The sequence below is a fragment of the Streptomonospora nanhaiensis genome (assembly GCF_026642255.1).
Classification (GTDB): Bacteria; Actinomycetota; Actinomycetes; order Streptosporangiales; family Streptosporangiaceae; genus Nocardiopsis; species Nocardiopsis tropica.
The window spans coordinates 545152-561003 of the sequence record NZ_CP113264.1 but is presented as its reverse complement, the minus strand read 5'-3'; the positions used below and the strand labels follow the sequence as shown (position 1 = coordinate 561003).

Genomic DNA, 15852 nt, shown 5'->3' with positions numbered 1-15852 from the left:
CCCTCAGACCTCCAGGACGACCGTGAACGGACCCTCGTTGGTGAGGGCGACCGACATCTTCGCGCCGAACACCCCGGTGGCGACCGTGGCGCCCAGCCCGCGGAGCTCCTCGACGACCGCGTCCACCAGGGGTTCCGCCACGGGCCCGGGGGCCGCGGCCTGCCAGGTGGGGCGCCGCCCCTTGCGGGCGTCCCCGTAGAGCGTGAACTGGCTGACCACGAGGATCGGCGCGCCGGAGTCCGAGCAGGACAGCTCGTCCTCCAGGATTCTCAGCGTCCAGAGCTTCTTCGCGATCCTGGCGGCCTCGGAGGCCGTGTCGGTGTGCGTCACCCCCACGAGCGCCATCAGCCCGGGCCCGGTGATCTCCCCGACGACCCGGCCGTCGACCGTCACCGACGCGTGTGAGACACGCTGCACGACCGCGCGCATGGTTCCCCCTCGTTCTTCTCTTCCCCCGCGCCCGCCGTCCGTCGGGCCGCCGTTCGCCGCCCGGTCCGCGCTACCGCGACCGCTGGAACTGGTTGAGCGCCCGCAGGCGCCGGGTGTTGGTGATGATGCCGGTCAGCGACACCACGAACGTGGTGATGGAGTCGGCGAAGTCCTCGATCCTCCACTCGCGGGGGCCGGTGTACCAGGCGAGGCCGTCGCCGGTCAGCTCCTCCGGGGTGAGGTCGGCGAGCGCGGCCGAGGCCAGGATGTTCGCCCACCGGTCGACGTCGTCGAAGATCACCGCGTACGGCAGGTAGCGCGAGTAGAGCTCCACCCTCCGGCCGGGGAGGGCCCGTTCCGCCCGGGGGCTCAGCAGGAAGTCGCGGAAGCCCATCGTGTGCGCGTACACGCTGCTGCCCAGCTTGGTCTTGGCGGGCATGTACTGGGCTCCCGCCGTGACGGCGGCGCCCGCGATGACGACCGCGAGGCCGGAGAAGGCCGCGCCCGTGAAGACCGCGAGGACCCCGGTCAGGACCACGCCGGCCGCCGTCAGCGCCATCCCGACCGTGCTCCAGCGGGTGCGCACCTGGCTCGGCGACCGGGCGAACCACTTGAGCCGCACCATGTCCCGGTACAGCTCCTCGCGCACGCGGTCGATCCTGGCGGGGAAGTCGGCGGAGGCCCGCGGCGACCCCAGCTGCGACAGCCGCACCGTGCGCCGCTCGCCGAAGAGGGCGTCCAGCAGCAGCCACTCGGAGGCCAGCAGGGTCTCCCCCGGGGGGCCGTCGAGCCGCACCAGGCGCCAGTCGACGGACGTGAAGTGCTCGTGCGGCAGCTCCTCCAGCCGGATGTAGCCCCGCACCGCGAGGTCGAGCACCGCCCCGGTGAGGTCGGCGATGTCGACGCGTTCGTCGATGAGGGTGCCGATCTGGCCGGGGTGCACGTCGTCCGGGGGCGCGAACCTCAGCTGCCCCCGCTCGCCCTCCTCGACCGGCGCGTGGTCGCCCTCGGAGGCCTCCCGGCGCAGCGCGCGCTCGTCCCGTCCCCGCACCCGGATCAGCACGGCCAGGCCGCCGACCAGGACGACGAGGAGGAGGCCGAACACGCCGGCGGTCGCCGGGGTCACCGCGAAGGCGGACGCGAGCGACCACCTCCGGGTGAGGATGGGTTCGCCCTCGGCGGTGCCCGAGGGGTAGTTGACGACGATGTCCAGCCGGTCGTCGGGCTCCATGTCCGCCTGGAGGAAGTGGGCGACGCCCGCCTCCGGCCCCATGTCGGACGCGGTGCAGTACATGGCGCTGCGCGGTTCGCCCGCCAGGCACGAGAGCGCCTCGGGCGGCATGGGCGCGGTCACGGTGACGTCGGTGGACTCCACGGTGTGGCTGTAGGCGCCGACGGCCCTCCACTCCATCTGGACGCCCTGGGTGACCTCGCTCACGGTCCCGCCCACCCTGTAGGTGAGCACCACGCCGGCGGTGGCCGCGGTGGGGATCCGCGCGTACAGCGTCCCGTCCGTCTTCTCGACCTCGACGGCCAGGGGGCTGCCGTCCAGGTCGGTCGCCTCGACACCGGTGACCTCGAACTTCCTGTCGTGGTCCGTGTCGTAGAGCATCGTCTCGGTGAGGGCCCTGGTGAACTCCGCGGGGGCCCCGCCGCTGAAGGTGATGGTCTCCTCGCCGTGGAGGACCCCCGCGCGGTCGAGCTCCAGTCTGACGTCGTTGGTGATCAGCGGATCGGCCGCGCTCCCGAGGCCGACCGCGCCGGTCCGGTCCGGCGCGCCCCCCGGTACTGTGGTGGCCGGCGCGGCTGCCGTCGCGGCGTGGGCCTCCCCTTCCGGCCACACGACGCCAGGCGCCGTGACCAGCACGGAGCACACCGAGAGGACCGTCGTCGCCACGACGGCCGGGCGCCAGGAGCCGACCCACCACATGACGCGAGAGCCTATCCGGTCCCCCCGCGCGCTGTTGTCACAGGGCACCGCGGGCGGCTCCGTGCTCCCGGCCCCCGGGAGGCGGCCGTGGTGAGGCGCGGGCCGGCCCCGGTCCCGGAGTTCTGGTCGGAGCGGCCCGGGTTCTTCCAGCGGATGGGGCTCGGCGTGTCCCTCACGCTCGGAACGGGGCTGGCCGCGGTCGCCTTCACCGGTTTCCTGGCGTTCTCGGCGATGCTGTCCTCCTCCGACGCCGCGTGGTCCCACCCGGTGGCGTCGGCCGGCCCGGCCGACGGGGGCGGCGAGCACCAGCGGGCCGTGTCCACGGGAGGGGACATGCTCGGCGACAACCCGCTGTACCGGATCGGGGAGCTCGGCGAGGTCACCTGCGAGGCCCCCGAGCTGGACCCGGAGGACCCGGAGTCCGTGGAGGGGTTCGTCCACGAGATCGCCGACTGCCTCGACCGGGCGTGGAGCGCCTACTTCGCGTCGGCGGGGATGGAGTTCTCGTCCCCCAACCGCGTGTACTGGTACTCGGCGGGGCACAGCCCGTGCGGCGCGTTCCCGACGCAGGGCACCGCCGCGTTCTACTGCCAGGCCAACCAGGGCCTCTACCTGGGGGTCGAGGACATCGTGGAGGCCTCGGCCGGGAGCGACAGGCCCGAGGCGTACACGTTCCTGCTCAGCCACGAGTACGGGCACCACGTGCAGGGCCAGTCGCGCATCCTCGCCGAGTTCCACGAGGCCCGCGCCGGGGTGGACCGCGAGACCGCCGACGAGCTGACCAGGCGCAACGAGCTCCAGGCGAACTGCCTGGGCGGGGTGTTCCTGGGCGCCTCCGGCCCGGGGCTCGGCCACGGCGGGGCCGAGCGGGAGAATATCCTCGACGACGTCGGCCTCCGGTCCGACCGCGGCGGGGACCACACCCACGGCTCGGCGCGCAACGGCCGCCTGTGGACGGCGCACGGCATGGACCGCGTGGACCCGGGGGCGTGCAACACCTGGGACGCCCCCGAGGACCTGGTCGAGTGAGGCGCTCGCGGGGGCGCGGACAGGGGCCTGGCCGTCCGGCCCGGCCGACGGCGACGACAGGGCGGGCGGACAGGGGTGTACGCAGGGTTCGGTGAGTCTCCCCGTTCGGCACCGCCCGGTCAGGCGCGGCGCGCCGACCGGCGGGCGCTCGGTATGGTGACCGCCCTCGTGGTGGTGCTCCTGGCGCTGGCGATGCTGTCCTGGACGACCGTCAGCGAGGAGGCCTCCGGTTCCGGCGCGGCGCCCGAGGGGGGCGGTGACGGCTCGGCGCCCGACACCGACTTCGACGACAAGCCGGGGCAGAGCCCCTCGGGGGACGCCGCGGCCACCGGCCTGGCCGACCCGTTCGGGCAGCGGGAGAGCCCGTCGGGGCACGAGGCCCTGGTCGCGAACCCGCTGTACGGGACCGGCCGCCTGAGTCCGCGCCCGTGCCCGGCGCCCGGGCTGGACGTGGACGACACGGAGTCGATGAAGGGCTTCCTGGACTCGGTGGCGGACTGCCTCGACGACGCCTGGGCGACCCAGTTCGCCCGCGCGGGCATCCCCTTCACCCCGCCGGAGCGGGTGTTCTGGGACGAGCCCGGGGTGAGCCCGTGCCGCCCCTACCCGTCGCAGGCGGGCGCGTTCTACTGCCGTGCGAGCACGAGCATCTACATCGGGACCGCCGACGTGGTGGAGAAGTGGAACGGCGCCACGCGGCCGGTGGTGTACGCGTCCCTGCTGGCCCACGAGTACGGCCACCACGTCCAGGGCGAGTCGGGGCTGCTGGAGTACTACCACGAGCAGCGCCAGCTGGAGGAGGACCCCCTGGAGCGGAACGCGTGGACGCGCCGCAGCGAGCTACAGGCGAACTGCCTGTCCGGTGCGTTCCTGGCCTCCGTCCGCGTGAGCTTCCCGCTGGACGAGGACGACTTCGAGGCGGTCCTCGGCGACGCCAGGGCGACCGCCGACCGCGAGGACGGCGGCGAGGAGGAGCGCACGCACGGGTCGGCGGACAACAGCGTGCACTGGACCAGCCGGGGCTGGGAGGAGCAGACTCCGGCCGCCTGCAACACCTGGGACCTGGACGACGAGACGCTCGTGCACTGAGCGCCGGCTCCGGACGCGCGGGCGGTGCGCCGGACCGGGCCGCCCGGTGCGCCGGACCGGCCGCGGGCCCCGCGTCCCGGGCGGCACGGGCGCGCGGGACGGCGCGGAAGCGCTGCGGGACAGGGGATCCGCGCGGTCGGCCCGGCCCGTCGGGGCCGTCCCCAGGTCTTCTCCGGTGCTGTCGCTCGGACACGCAGCGTGGCAGGATGCTTGACATGTCGGACCTCACCGCCCCCCTCAGCGCCCATGAGCCTGCCCCGACCGCCCCCGTCCCCCCCGTCGTCGTCTCCTCCCCGTCCGCCCCCGAGCCCGCCTCCGCCCCGACCGCACCGGGCCCTGCCGCGCACAACTGCGTGGAGCTGCGCGTGCACGGCGTCAGCGGCGGCCAGGCCGAGGAGCTGCTGGACGTCGAGCCCGCCATGCGGGTGGGCGGCGACCGCCTGGCCGGTTTCTTCCGGTGGCGGCGCAAGGCCGACACCGAGACCGTTCCCGGGGTGCGCCGGGAGATCTTCGCCTGGGGCAACCTCACCTCCGGCAGGTCCTCCCGGGCGCTGTGGCTGCTCCTGCTGCCGTTCATGCTGATCAACGTCGCGTACTGGATGCGGCCCGGGCGGATGGACCGCTCCCCCACGGGCGTGCGCCGGCTGGCCAACAACGCGTACGGGGCGGGCGTGCGCCTGCTGGCGCTGACGCTGACGATGCTCATCACCCTGGCCGCCGGGGGGATCGGCATGGACCTCGTCGCCTGGCAGTGCGCCGCCGGGCAGGGCGAGGAGTGCGTCCGGGTGCTCCCGTGGCTGGCGTTCCTGGCCTCGCCCGCGTCGCTGCTGTCCGCGCCGGGGACGGCCCTGCTGGTCGGCGCCGTGCTGCCGGTGGCCGTGGTGCTGGTGCTGTGGCGGCTGTCGCGGCGCACCGCCGCCGACTACGAGGTGGTCTCCCCGGCGGTGCCGCCCCGGGAGAGCGCGGCGGCGCCGCTGAGCCACGCCGACTTCTGGCGCAACAGCGAGACCATGGCCAGGCTGCGCTCGGCCCACATCTCGGTGGCGCTGGGGACCGTCGCCGCGCTCCTGCTCGTCCCCGCCCTCCGGCACGACCTGATCTCCCCGTCGGGCGGACCCGGCGGCGACTCCGTCCTGTGGGGGGCCGGGACCGTGCTGGCGGTCCTGCTCTCGGCGGTGGTCGGGGGGAGCGCCCTGAGCGTCCTGGTCCCCGGCGTGGACCCGCGCTGGAACGCCCGGGCCGACCGGGTCTGCCGCCTCCTGCGCGACGCCACCCTGGTCCTGGGCATCGCGGTGGCCGTGTACACGGCGTGGCCGCGCCCGGAGTGGGCGGCCGCCGGACGGCTGCCCGGCAACGGGGCGATCCTCAACACGCTGTTCGCCGTGCAGGCGTCCCTGGTCCTGCTGATGCTGGCCGCCGCGCTGGTGCTGTTCGCCGCCGACCGGGCCCACGACGGGGCGGCGATGCGCGGCCTGGCCGGGCCGGCCACGGCCGCCCTGGGCGCCCTCCTGGGCGGCGGCTTCTCCGCGGCCCTGGTCTACCAGGGCTCTCTCTGGCTGAGCGGCTGCGGCTCCCTGTCCGCGCCCGGCGCCCCCTGCCTGCCCCTGTCCGCGCCCTCGGCCTACTCGTGGCTCCAGCTGACCTTCGCGCTGGAGGCGGCCATCGCGGTGGGGCTGGTGGCGATGCTCGCGCTGGAACTGCGCCGGAGCACGCGGGCGCACCTCCCGAAGGTCGCCGAGGACTACGCGCGCAGCGTGCTCGACCGCCGTACCTGGGAGATCGCGCGGGCGCGGGCGGCGGGGCGGATGACCGAGGTGCTGCCCTCCGTGATGGTGGCCCTCCTCCTCCCCGCGGGGGCGCTGGGGGTCCTGGCGCTCTACTCGACCCTGACCGGCAACCTGGGGGCCGGACCGGTCCCCGCGGCGACGGCCGTGGCGGGCGGGGCCCAGGGGGTCGCCCAGGGCACGGTGTCGGGTCTGATCGGCGTCGGTTCGCTGCTCGGCGGGGCGTCCCTGGTGGCGCTGGCGCTGATCGGGCGCAGCGCGTACCGCGACCGGCCGACGCGGCAGGCGGTCGGCGCGCTGTGGGACGTCGGCACGTTCTGGCCGCGTGCGGCCCACCCGCTGGCGCCGCCGTCCTACGCGGAGCGTGCCGTGCCCCAGCTGTCCGCGAGGGTGGCGAGGATGACCCGGGAGGACACCGACGTGGTGCTGTCCGGGCACTCACAGGGTTCGGTGCTGGCGGCGGCGACGGTGTGGCAGCTGCCGTCCGACTGCCTGGGCCGGATCGCGCTGATCACGCACGGCTCACCGCTGGACCGCCTGTACGCCAGGTACTTCCCGGCCTACTTCGGGCCGGGGCCGTTCGCCGACCTGCGGGAGCGGGTGTCGGTGTGGCACAACCTGTGGCGCGTCACGGACGCGATCGCCGGACCGGTGCGGTTGCGGGACGCGTCCGGAGGGGAGGGGGACCTGCTCACCGTGGAACAGGCGGAGCCGATCCCGGACCCGCGGGGCTACGACGCCCCGCCGGGCGAGGCCAGGAGGCCCGAGATCCTGGGCCACTCGGACTACACGGGCGACCCGGCCTACGCCGGGGCGCTCTGGCGTGTGATGGGCGCCATGAACTGCGCGGACGCCCCCCGGACGGACGCGGCCCCGGAGGGGCGCCCGTGACCGCCGGGCGGAGGCGGCGCCGGCCTACCAGGGACCGTAGGGGCCGTTGTTGCGGTTGCCGCCCACACCCTTGACCGCCGGGCGCACGTCGAGGAGGAAGACCAGGGTGGCCACCAGGCCGAGGATCACGAACATCCCGCGGCCGGAGAACACCGCCAGCAGGGAGAGGCCCGAGGCGAGGCCGGTGAGGACGATCCACAGCTTCTTGGTCTGCTTGTCCATCAGCTCGAACGCCGCGGCGGGCGTGCGGATCGCCTCGATCAGCGCGTACAGACTGGCCACGAAGGTGACCAGGTAGATGGCCTGCCAGATCAGTCCGAACAAGACGCACACTCCCGAAGACGTTCCGAGCGGGGGGACCGCCCGCTCTCCACCGTAAACGGATCGCGGGCGCCGATCGTGCCCGCGGAGGTTCGGATCACACGTGTCGCGCGGCCGGGCGCACGGCCGGGTGGACCGGTGGCGCCCGCGGAGGCGGATCCGCGACCTGCGGGGCCGGAGGTCACACCGGGATGTGCCAGAGGCAGGTGACCGCCGCCAGGAGGAACGCCGAGCCGCCCATGATGACCGCGCCCGCGTGGTACGGGAGTTCTTCGGCGGGGCTCAGGAGCCGGTTGACCCGCTGCATGACGCCGGGTTCGGCCTCGCTGACCGCGGCCATGGCCCCGGCGGGGACCGGCGCGGGGCCGGCGGCGCCGAAGCGCAGCAGTGCCATGGCGAGCTCGCGGGAGGAGCTGCGGCGGCTGGCCTGGTCGTCGGCGCACATCTCGATGAGCAGGGCGACGGTCTCGTAGTAGGTGCGGACCAGGCGGACCCGCGGGAACGCGCGCTTGAGCGACGAGAACGGCAGGAGCACCAGGTCGTGGCGCTGGCGCAGGTGGGCGTGCTCGTGGGCCAGGACCGCGGCCAGCTCGCGGTTGTCGAGGACCGCGAGCGCTCCGGCGCTGATGACGACCTGGGAGCGCAGGACGCCCGGCAGGCAGTAGGCGGCTGCGGCCGGGTGGTCGACCACCCGGGCCCCGGGCACGTCGGGGTGCTCGCTCGCGACGAGTTCGAGGAGGTCGTGGTGGCGCCGGCGGACGCGGACGACCTGCACGAAGGAGGAGACGAGGCCGTAGAACAGCACGAGGGTCAGTACGAGGGCGAGGACGACGGCCACGACGTGGCTGACGCCCTCGACGCCCTGGGAGAGCTCCGTGAGGATCAGCCGACCCGTGACGAGGTCGGTGGCGAGGGCCAGGGAACCGCCGGCCGCGCCGAGCTGGTAGGAGGACAGCCCGAAGGCCAGGAGGGCGCCGATGGTGGACACGCCCCAGGCCAGGCCCAGGGTCTGCCAGGTGATCACCGCCGTGTAGGGACCACGCGAGGGCCACTTGGCCCGGTGGAGCGCCTCCATGGCGATGAGGCAGCCGACCGCGACGAGGGAGAGTAGGGCGGCACTGACCATACGGACTAGTTCCTTGGCTGCTCGATTTCCGAGAGTGCGCGCCGGAGCGCGGCAGCCTCCTTGCCGTCCATGGACTGGACGAAGGCGGCCAGGGCGGCGTCGCGGTCACCGGTCTGTCCGAGCGCGTCGAACATCAACTCGGAGACGTAGGCCTCACGGCTGGCTGCCGGACGGTATCGCCACGCACGACCCTCGCGTGCCCGGGTGACGACCTTCTTCTTGGCGAGCCTGTCGAGCACGGTCATGACGGTCGTGTGCGCCAGGTCGCGCTCCGCGAGCGCTTTGCCGACCTCACGAACCGTCATCGGTTCATTCCGTGCCCACAGTACATCCATCACCGCGCGTTCGAGTTCGCCGAGCCGATTCATGACCACGAGTCTACTTGGGGTCGTACTACAGGCCGTCGTACCCCCACGTTAAATCCTCGTCTCCTGCGGGACAAGGGATTGCGCCCTCCGATTCCGGGCCCCGGGCCCGGCGCCGGAGGGGTGCGGGACCGGTCCGGGGCGCCGCCGCCCCGCCCGGAGTGAGGCGGATCGCGTTCACGGGGACCCTGGTCAGGGGCCCGGGGGCGGTGGCGGGTGCCGGCGGGGCGGGTGGGACGGTCCGCCGCGGGGCGCGCGTCCGCGCCGGGCGCCGGTCGCACGGGGCTGTCCGGCGGGGGTCGGGGCGCGCGGGGCGTCCGGGGTGCGAGGGGCGACCGGTGCGATACTGCCCCTCCGCACCGGAAGGAAGCACCATGGGTTCCCCAGAGCGCCACCGCGTCGACCTCGTCCGCGGCGACATCACCGAGCAGGGCGTCGACGCGGTCGTCAACGCCGCCAACAGCTCCCTCCTGGGCGGCGGAGGGGTGGACGGCGCCATCCACCGCAGGGGAGGGGAGGCGATCCTGGCGGAGTGCCGCGCGCTGCGCGCCGGGCACTACGGGGGCGGTCTGCCCGTCGGGCAGGCGGTGGCGACCACCGCGGGCAGGCTGCCCGCGCGGTGGGTGATCCACACCGTGGGACCGGTGTACAGCTCCACCGAGGACCGGAGCGCGCTGCTGGCCTCCTGCTACGGCGAGTCCCTGCGGGTCGCCCACGAGCTGGGGGCGGAGTCGGTCGCGTTCCCCGCGATCTCCACCGGCGTCTACCGCTGGCCGGTGGACGATGCGGCGCGCGTGGCGGCGCACGCGATCCGCACCGCGCGGCCGCGTGTACCGGAGATCCGGATGGTGCTGTTCGACGACGCGGCGCTGGCGGCCTTCCGGGCGGCCTTCGAGGCGTCCTGACCGTCGCGGCCCGCTTGCCGGAGGGCGCGGGACGGCCCGTCCGGGAGGCCGCCCCGCACCTCCACACGCCTACGGCCGGGGCGGCCGTCCGGTCGCGGCCCCCTCGGCGGTCCGCCCGGGGGAGGCGACGCCCGTGGGGAGCCCCGCGCGGGCGACCCCCGGCAGCGGGTTCCGGAGGCCCGCCGCCGGCTCCCCCGCGCACGCGGTGCGCTCGTCCGGTCGGCCGCGGGCCCGGACGGGCCGCTGTCCCGGCGCCCGGGCCCGGAGCCGCCCCCGGGTCAGTGGCCGGGGTCGGCGATCGGCGGCGGATAGCCCTCCGGGGGCGCCTCCTCCCTCCAGGGGGTGTGGGCCCGGGCCCCCGGAAGATCGGCGAGTTCGGGCAGGTAGCGGCGGACGTACACACCGTCGGGGTCGAAGCGCCTCGCCTGGCGGAGCGGGTTGAACGACCGGTTCGGCCGGGTGTCGTTGCCCGTTCCGGCCACCCACTGCCAGTTCCCGTAGTTGTTCGCCACGTCCCCGTCGAGGAGGTTCTCGAAGAAGTGGTCGGCACCCTCCCTCCAGTGCACGCGCAGAGTCCGGGTGAGGAAGGCGGCCGTGATCATGCGGGCCCTGTTGTGGACGAACCCCTCACGGAGCAGCTGGCGCATGCCCGCGTCGACGATCGGCACCCCGGTGCGGCCCTCCTTCCACGCCGCGAGGGCGTCGGGGTCGCGCCGCCACTCCTTGCCCCGCGGCCGGTAGTCGCGGACGTTCACGGCCGGGAAGGCCGCGGTGACCTGGTGGTGGAAGTCGCGCCATGCGAGCTGGCGGACGAACTCCGACCCCCCGGGGCGCCCGTCCGCGGCCAGCGCGGTCTCCAGCGGTGACAGGCAGCCGAGGCGCAGGTCCGCGGACAGGCGGGAGGTGGCGTCGCCGGCGAGGTAGTCGTGGCGGTCGGGGTAGTCGGCCAGGCCGTGCAGCGTCCAGTCGGCCAACCGCTTCCGGGCCGCGCGCTCACCGCCCTCGGGCAGCTCCCCCGCCAGGGCGCCCCTGCCCCGGCCGTCGTCCCCGGGCAGGCGGCCGGTCCGCACGCCCTTCGGCAGGGCCACCCGGTCCGGGGCGGGGAGCGGATCGCGCCACGTGTGCGCCTCCCAGGCCCGCCAGTAGGGGGTGAACACCTTGTAGTGGTCCCCGCCCGCCGGGGCGACCTCCCCGGGCGGGACCACGGTCAGGCCGGGGAAGCACTCCACGGCCAGGCCCGCCGCGCGCAGGCGGCCGACCCGGCGCGCGGCGAGGGCGGTGACCCCGGCAGTCGTGTGAACGGTGTCCGCACCGACGGCCCGGGCCAGGGCCGAGACCTCCTCGGCGGTGTCCCCCCGGAGGACCGCCAGGTCGCCGCCGCGCTCGCGGAGGCCGGCGCGCAGGGAGGCGAGCGCGTCGGCCAGGTGCGCGACCCGGTTGCGGGCGGAGCGGTCCGCGACGGCGGGGTCGAGCACGAACACCGGGACGACGGTCCGGGTGCGTTCGATCGCGGCCGTGAGCGCGGGGTGGTCGCGGACGCGGAGGTCCTGGGTGAACAGGACGAGTGTCGGGGCGGACAAGCGGCGCTCCTTGCCTGGATCGTGCAGAACACTACGCAACGTGTTCATCCGGATACCCTAGAGCCACGGAACGCCCCGGGAGAATACCGGTGGCGGTTCCCCGGACCGGGTAGGGATGACGTATGACGACACGCCTTCCACCTGCACAGACCACCGCGGAGACCCCTCCGCGTCCGCTGGTCGGGGTGTCCAGCTGCCTGTTGGGGGCGCCGGTCCGCTACAACGGGGGGCACTCGCGCTCACGCTTCCTCACCGACGAGCTCGACCGGCACGTCGGCTGGCTCCCCGTCTGCCCGGAGGCCGAGATCGGCCTGGGCGTCCCGCGCCCGACGCTGCGCCTCCAGCGGCGGGACGGGGAGGACAGGGTGGTCTCCAGCAAGAGCGGGGCCGACGTCTCGGAGGAACTCGCGCGGACCGCCGACCGGCACCTCGCCCAGCTGCGCCGCCTGGACGGGTACGTCCTCAAGAACAAGTCGCCCAGCTGCGGGCTGTACGCGCTGCCGGTGTTCGACGAGGACGGCGGCCGCGTGGACGGCAAGGGACGGGGCGCCTTCGCCCGCAGGCTGACCGAGCTGCTGCCGTCCCTCCCCGTGGAGGAGCAGGGGCGTTTGTCCGACCCGGTCCTGCGCGAGCTGTTCGCCCAGCGCGTGTTCGCGCACGCGAGGCTGCGGACGCTCTGGGAGTCGCCGTGGCGGACCCGCGACCTGGTGGAGCTGCACGCACGGCACAAGTTGCAGCTGATGTCCCACTCCCCCGAGGGGTACCGGGAGACGGGGCGGATCGTCGCCCGCGCCGGCACCGCCGAACGGGAGGAGACCGTCGCCGCGTACACCGAGGCCTTCCACCGGACGATGGCGGTCGTGCCGAGCCGGGGCAGGCACGTCAACGCCCTCCAGCACGCCTTCGGGATGCTGAGCCCCCTCCTGGACGACTCCCGCAGGCACGACCTGCTCGAGGCGATCCAGGACTACCGGAGGGAGCAGGTGCCGCTGAGCGTCCCGGTGGCGCTGCTGCGCCACCACTGCGCGGGGGAGGACGTCGCGTGGGTCAGGGATCAGACGTACCTGCGCCCCTACCCCGACGACCTCCGGCTCCGGCACGCCATCGCGGTCTGAGCGGCCGGTCCGGCATGCGGCCCGAAGCCCTGCGCGGGCCCGGGTCCGGTGCGCAGGCGGCTCCCGGGGCTGCCCCGTCCGTGCGGATGACCCCGCGCCGCCCCCTCCGAGGCGGTGCCGGGGCCCGTTCCTCCGACCGGCCGCCGGGCCCGGAGGGGCGGGCGGCGCCGGGTTCGCTCCGGTGGCCGGCCTCGACGACCGCCCCCCTCCCGGGGAGGGCCGTGTCCGCGGCCGGACCGACCGCCCCTCCCTCCTCCTCGCCGCACGCGGTATGACGGTGGCCACAGTCCGTCCCGGCCGGGGGAACGGCTCCGGCGCGTGCGAGCGCGGCTTTCCCACCACGGCGGACCTCCCGGCCGCGGGCCGGTCCGCTACACCTCGGATGCCGAACGGTCAATAGCAGGCCCCTCGGACAATCCGGGCGGGAACAGTGTGTACCTTCGTCGCTGTTGACGACAGCGGCTGTATACGCGATCTGAAGGGACCCACCGGTGTCTGGAATCGTTCCCGTGGGAGAACAGGCGGCGGTCCCTTCCCGAGTCGCGACCGTCAGTCTGCACACCTCGCCGCTCGACCAGCCGGGCACCGGTGACGCCGGAGGGATGAACGTCTACGTGGTCGAGGTGGCCCGCCGGATGGCCGAACGCGGCGTGGCCGTCGACGTCTTCACCCGCGCGACCGAACGCGACATGCCCCCGGTCGTGGAGCTCGCCCCGGGCGTGAACGTGCGGCACATACCCGCCGGGCCCTACGGCCGCCTGGACAAGAACACCCTCGCCGAGCACCTGTGCCCGTTCATCTTCGGCCTGCTGCGCGCCGAGGCCCAGGGCGACCCCGGCCACTACGACCTCGTGCACGGCCACTACTGGCTCTCCGGCCGCGCCGGTGTGGTGGCCGCCCGCCGCTGGGGCGTGCCGATGGTCCAGTCGATGCACACCATGGCCCGGGTGAAGAACGCCGCCCTGGCGGAGGGCGACGTGCCCGAACCCGAGATGCGCGTGCGCGGCGAGGACCAGCTGGTCCACCAGGCCGACCGGCTGATCGCCAACACCGAGGACGAGGCCCGCCAGCTCCGCGAGCACTACGGCGCGCGCGACGGCCAGATCAGCGTGATCCCGCCCGGGGTGGACCTGGAGGTGTTCAGCCCCGGTTCGCGCCGGGACGCGCTGACCCGCATCGGCCTCCCGCAGGACACCGAGCTGCTGCTCTTCGTGGGCCGCGTGCAGCGGCTGAAGGCCCCGGACGTGCTGATCCGCGCGGCGGCGGACCTCCTGCGGCGCGACCCCTCCCTGCGGTCGCGGCTGGTGGTGGGCGTGGTCGGCGGCCTGTCCGGCGGCGGGATGCGCGAGCCCCGGATGCTCACCGACCTGGCCCGGTCCCTGGGCGTGGCGGACGTGGTGCGGATCGAGCCGCCGCAGTCCCGGGAGCGGCTGGCCGACCACTACCGTGCGGCCGCGGTGACCGTGGTGCCGTCCTACTCCGAGTCTTTCGGCCTGGTGGCGGTGGAGTCCCAGGCGTGCGGCACCCCGGTCCTCGCGGCGCGCGTGGGAGGGCTGACCACGGCCGTGGCGGACGGGGTGTCCGGGGTCCTGGTGGACGGGCACGACCCGGCGGACTACGCGGCCCAGCTGCACAGGATGATCAGCGAACCGGCCTGGCGTGCCAAGCTGGCGTTGGCGGCGCCCGAGCACGCCGCCACCCTGGGCTGGTCGCGGACGGTGGACGAGCTGCTGGACGTGTACAGCGCGAGCATCAGCCCGCCCGCGCTGCCGCTGGCCGCGAACAGGTGACCGAGTGAGGGAGGCGTACCAGGTGGGTACCGATGGGGCGCGCGAGGCCGCGGTCGCGGCGATCACCGCCGCGGTGACCGAGTCGGGGCTGGAGGCGGAGTGCCCGCGCGAGGGGTCGTTCCTCGTCACGCTCCCGGGCAGGGCCAAGCTCAAGACCCTCGTGTGGCTGGAGACCGGTCCGCACAGCCTCACCCTCACCTCGTTCTTCTGCCGGCAGCCGGACGAGAACCACGCCGACTTCTACCTGTGGCTGATGCGCAAGAACTCCGACATGTACGGGATGGCGTTCGCCGCGGACGAGGCCGGCGACGTCTACCTCCGCGGCCGCCTCCCGCTGGAGGGCGTCACCCCCGACGAGGTCGACCGCCTGCTCGGTTGCGTGCTCACCTACTCGGACGAGAACTTCAACGGGGCCCTGGAGCGCGGGTTCGCGTCGGCGATCCGCAGGGAGTGGAAGTGGCGCGCCGAACGGGGCCACGACATGCGCAACCTGCGGGCGTTCGCGCACCTGGCCGAACCCGCGGACGACCTGTAGGGCGGCCCGGCCCCGCGCCGCCGGGTCCCGGGTCCCGTACGGGGCGCCTCCGGCCGCGCCGTCCGGGCCGGGCACGGCCCTATCCGCAGGCAGCGCCGCCGCGGCCCCCAGGTGGCGGGCGGGCGACCGGGCCCGGTCGCCGGGTGGCTAGGCTTGCCCCCATGGGAACTCTGGTACTTCTGCGACACGGTGAGAGCGTCTGGAACGCGAAGGGCCTGTTCACCGGCTGGGTGGACGTCGACCTTTCCGCGACGGGCGAGGACGAGGCCCGCCGGGGCGGGGAGCTGCTCAAGGACGCCGGTGTGAGGCCGGACGTCCTGCACACCTCCCTCCTCAAGCGCGCCATCCGCACGGCGAACCTCGCCCTGGACACCGCCGACCTGCACTGGCTGCCCGTCGAGCGCAGCTGGCGCCTCAACGAGCGCCACTACGGCGCCCTCCAGGGCAAGGACAAGGCGCAGACGCGCGAGGAGTACGGCGACGAGCAGTTCATGATCTGGCGCCGCTCCTACGACACCCCTCCGCCGCCCATCGCGGACGACGACCCCTACTCGCAGGCCGGTGACGCCCGCTACGCCCAGCTCCCGCCGGAGCTGCTGCCGCGCACGGAATGCCTCAAGGACGTCCTGGACCGCGCCCTGCCGTACTGGTACGACTCCATCGTCCCGGACCTCTCCGCGGGGAAGACCGTACTGGTCGCGGCGCACGGCAACTCGCTGCGCGCACTGGTCAAGCACCTGGACGGCGTCAGCGACGCCGACATCGCCGGGCTGAACATCCCGACGGGCATCCCGCTGGTCTACGACCTGGACGACTCCTTCGAGCCGACCAACCCGGGCGGCACCTACCTCGACCCCGAGGCCGCCAAGGCCGCCATCGAGGCCGTCGCCAACCAGGGCAAGAAGTAGCTGCCACTCCGCCTTCCCGTGCCCGTGCCGCCGTCGGCGGCACGGGCACGGCCGC

14 protein-coding genes are annotated in these 15852 nt (G+C 74.5%); 8 read left to right on the top strand and 6 right to left on the bottom strand.

All coding sequences use genetic code 11. The features are described 5' to 3' along the window. Positions 1-3 precede the first annotated feature (3 nt). Together dtd and OUQ99_RS02545 are read right to left on the bottom strand one after the other, a co-directional pair. Positions 4-429, bottom strand: a complete 426-nt coding sequence (gene dtd, locus OUQ99_RS02550) for a D-aminoacyl-tRNA deacylase (RefSeq protein ID WP_267947803.1) — start codon at positions 427-429, stop codon at positions 4-6. A 70-nt stretch (positions 430-499) separates the two neighbouring features. Beyond that, on the bottom strand, positions 500-2359 hold the full coding sequence (locus OUQ99_RS02545) for a DUF2207 domain-containing protein (protein ID WP_267947802.1): 1860 nt from the start codon (positions 2357-2359) through the stop codon (positions 500-502). Positions 2360-2446: 87 nt separating this feature from the next. Between OUQ99_RS02545 and OUQ99_RS02540 the strand changes: the two genes are divergently transcribed. From OUQ99_RS02540 to OUQ99_RS02530, 3 genes are all read left to right on the top strand, one after another. Further along, positions 2447-3388, top strand: coding sequence for a neutral zinc metallopeptidase (locus OUQ99_RS02540; RefSeq protein ID WP_431061476.1), 942 nt, complete (start codon positions 2447-2449; stop codon positions 3386-3388). 75 nt (positions 3389-3463) lie between these two features. Continuing rightward, complete coding sequence (locus tag OUQ99_RS02535) at positions 3464-4477, top strand: neutral zinc metallopeptidase (RefSeq protein WP_267947801.1); 1014 nt, start codon at positions 3464-3466, stop codon at positions 4475-4477. 215 nt (positions 4478-4692) lie between these two features. Then, on the top strand, positions 4693-7152 hold the full coding sequence (locus OUQ99_RS02530; protein ID WP_267947800.1) for a hypothetical protein: 2460 nt from the start codon (positions 4693-4695) through the stop codon (positions 7150-7152). Between the two features lie 24 nt (positions 7153-7176). Here the strand turns inward: OUQ99_RS02530 and OUQ99_RS02525 are convergent, their stop codons facing one another. From OUQ99_RS02525 to OUQ99_RS02515, 3 genes are all read right to left on the bottom strand, one after another. After that, entirely contained in the window at positions 7177-7476 is a 300-nt protein-coding gene (locus OUQ99_RS02525; protein WP_267947799.1) for a DUF2516 family protein, read from the bottom strand. Between the two features lie 178 nt (positions 7477-7654). Then, positions 7655-8599: a M56 family metallopeptidase gene (locus OUQ99_RS02520; protein WP_267947798.1), complete on the bottom strand. Its 945-nt coding sequence runs from the start codon at positions 8597-8599 to the stop codon at positions 7655-7657. 5 nt (positions 8600-8604) lie between these two features. Next, positions 8605-8967, bottom strand: a complete 363-nt coding sequence (locus OUQ99_RS02515) for a BlaI/MecI/CopY family transcriptional regulator (protein WP_267947797.1) — start codon at positions 8965-8967, stop codon at positions 8605-8607. Positions 8968-9338: 371 nt separating this feature from the next. Here OUQ99_RS02515 and OUQ99_RS02510 point away from each other — a divergent pair, with 371 nt between their 5' ends. After that, on the top strand, positions 9339-9869 hold the full coding sequence (locus tag OUQ99_RS02510; protein WP_267947796.1) for an O-acetyl-ADP-ribose deacetylase: 531 nt from the start codon (positions 9339-9341) through the stop codon (positions 9867-9869). A 278-nt stretch (positions 9870-10147) separates the two neighbouring features. Here the strand turns inward: OUQ99_RS02510 and OUQ99_RS02505 are convergent, their stop codons facing one another. Beyond that, positions 10148-11449, bottom strand: coding sequence for a cryptochrome/photolyase family protein (locus tag OUQ99_RS02505; protein WP_267947795.1), 1302 nt, complete (start codon positions 11447-11449; stop codon positions 10148-10150). A 122-nt stretch (positions 11450-11571) separates the two neighbouring features. Here OUQ99_RS02505 and OUQ99_RS02500 point away from each other — a divergent pair, with 122 nt between their 5' ends. From OUQ99_RS02500 to OUQ99_RS02485, 4 genes are all read left to right on the top strand, one after another. Continuing rightward, the gene (locus tag OUQ99_RS02500; RefSeq protein ID WP_267947794.1) at positions 11572-12564 is read left to right on the top strand and encodes a YbgA family protein; all 993 of its coding nucleotides are present in this window, start codon (positions 11572-11574) and stop codon (positions 12562-12564) included. Positions 12565-13055: 491 nt separating this feature from the next. Then, positions 13056-14354 carry a D-inositol-3-phosphate glycosyltransferase gene (mshA, locus tag OUQ99_RS02495; protein WP_267947793.1) on the top strand — a complete coding sequence of 433 codons (1299 nt, stop codon included), beginning with the start codon at positions 13056-13058 and terminating at the stop codon, positions 14352-14354. A 22-nt stretch (positions 14355-14376) separates the two neighbouring features. Continuing rightward, positions 14377-14889, top strand: coding sequence for a YbjN domain-containing protein (locus tag OUQ99_RS02490; protein WP_267947792.1), 513 nt, complete (start codon positions 14377-14379; stop codon positions 14887-14889). A gap of 161 nt (positions 14890-15050) precedes the next feature. Then, complete coding sequence (locus OUQ99_RS02485; RefSeq protein WP_267947791.1) at positions 15051-15797, top strand: phosphoglyceromutase; 747 nt, start codon at positions 15051-15053, stop codon at positions 15795-15797. Positions 15798-15852 lie beyond the last annotated feature (55 nt).

Bases quoted from the DNA above. Each gene is read 5' to 3' on its own strand.
- dtd (WP_267947803.1), bottom strand. From the start codon at position 429: ATGCGCGCGGTCGTGCAGCGTGTCTCACACGCGTCGGTGACGGTCGAC.
- OUQ99_RS02545 (WP_267947802.1), bottom strand. From the start codon at position 2,359: ATGTGGTGGGTCGGCTCCTGGCGCCCGGCCGTCGTGGCGACGACGGTC.
- OUQ99_RS02530 (WP_267947800.1), top strand. From the start codon at position 4,693: ATGTCGGACCTCACCGCCCCCCTCAGCGCCCATGAGCCTGCCCCGACC.
- OUQ99_RS02520 (WP_267947798.1), bottom strand. From the start codon at position 8,599: ATGGTCAGTGCCGCCCTACTCTCCCTCGTCGCGGTCGGCTGCCTCATC.
- OUQ99_RS02515 (WP_267947797.1), bottom strand. From the start codon at position 8,967: ATGAATCGGCTCGGCGAACTCGAACGCGCGGTGATGGATGTACTGTGG.
- OUQ99_RS02510 (WP_267947796.1), top strand. From the start codon at position 9,339: ATGGGTTCCCCAGAGCGCCACCGCGTCGACCTCGTCCGCGGCGACATC.
- OUQ99_RS02500 (WP_267947794.1), top strand. From the start codon at position 11,572: ATGACGACACGCCTTCCACCTGCACAGACCACCGCGGAGACCCCTCCG.
- OUQ99_RS02485 (WP_267947791.1), top strand. From the start codon at position 15,051: ATGGGAACTCTGGTACTTCTGCGACACGGTGAGAGCGTCTGGAACGCG.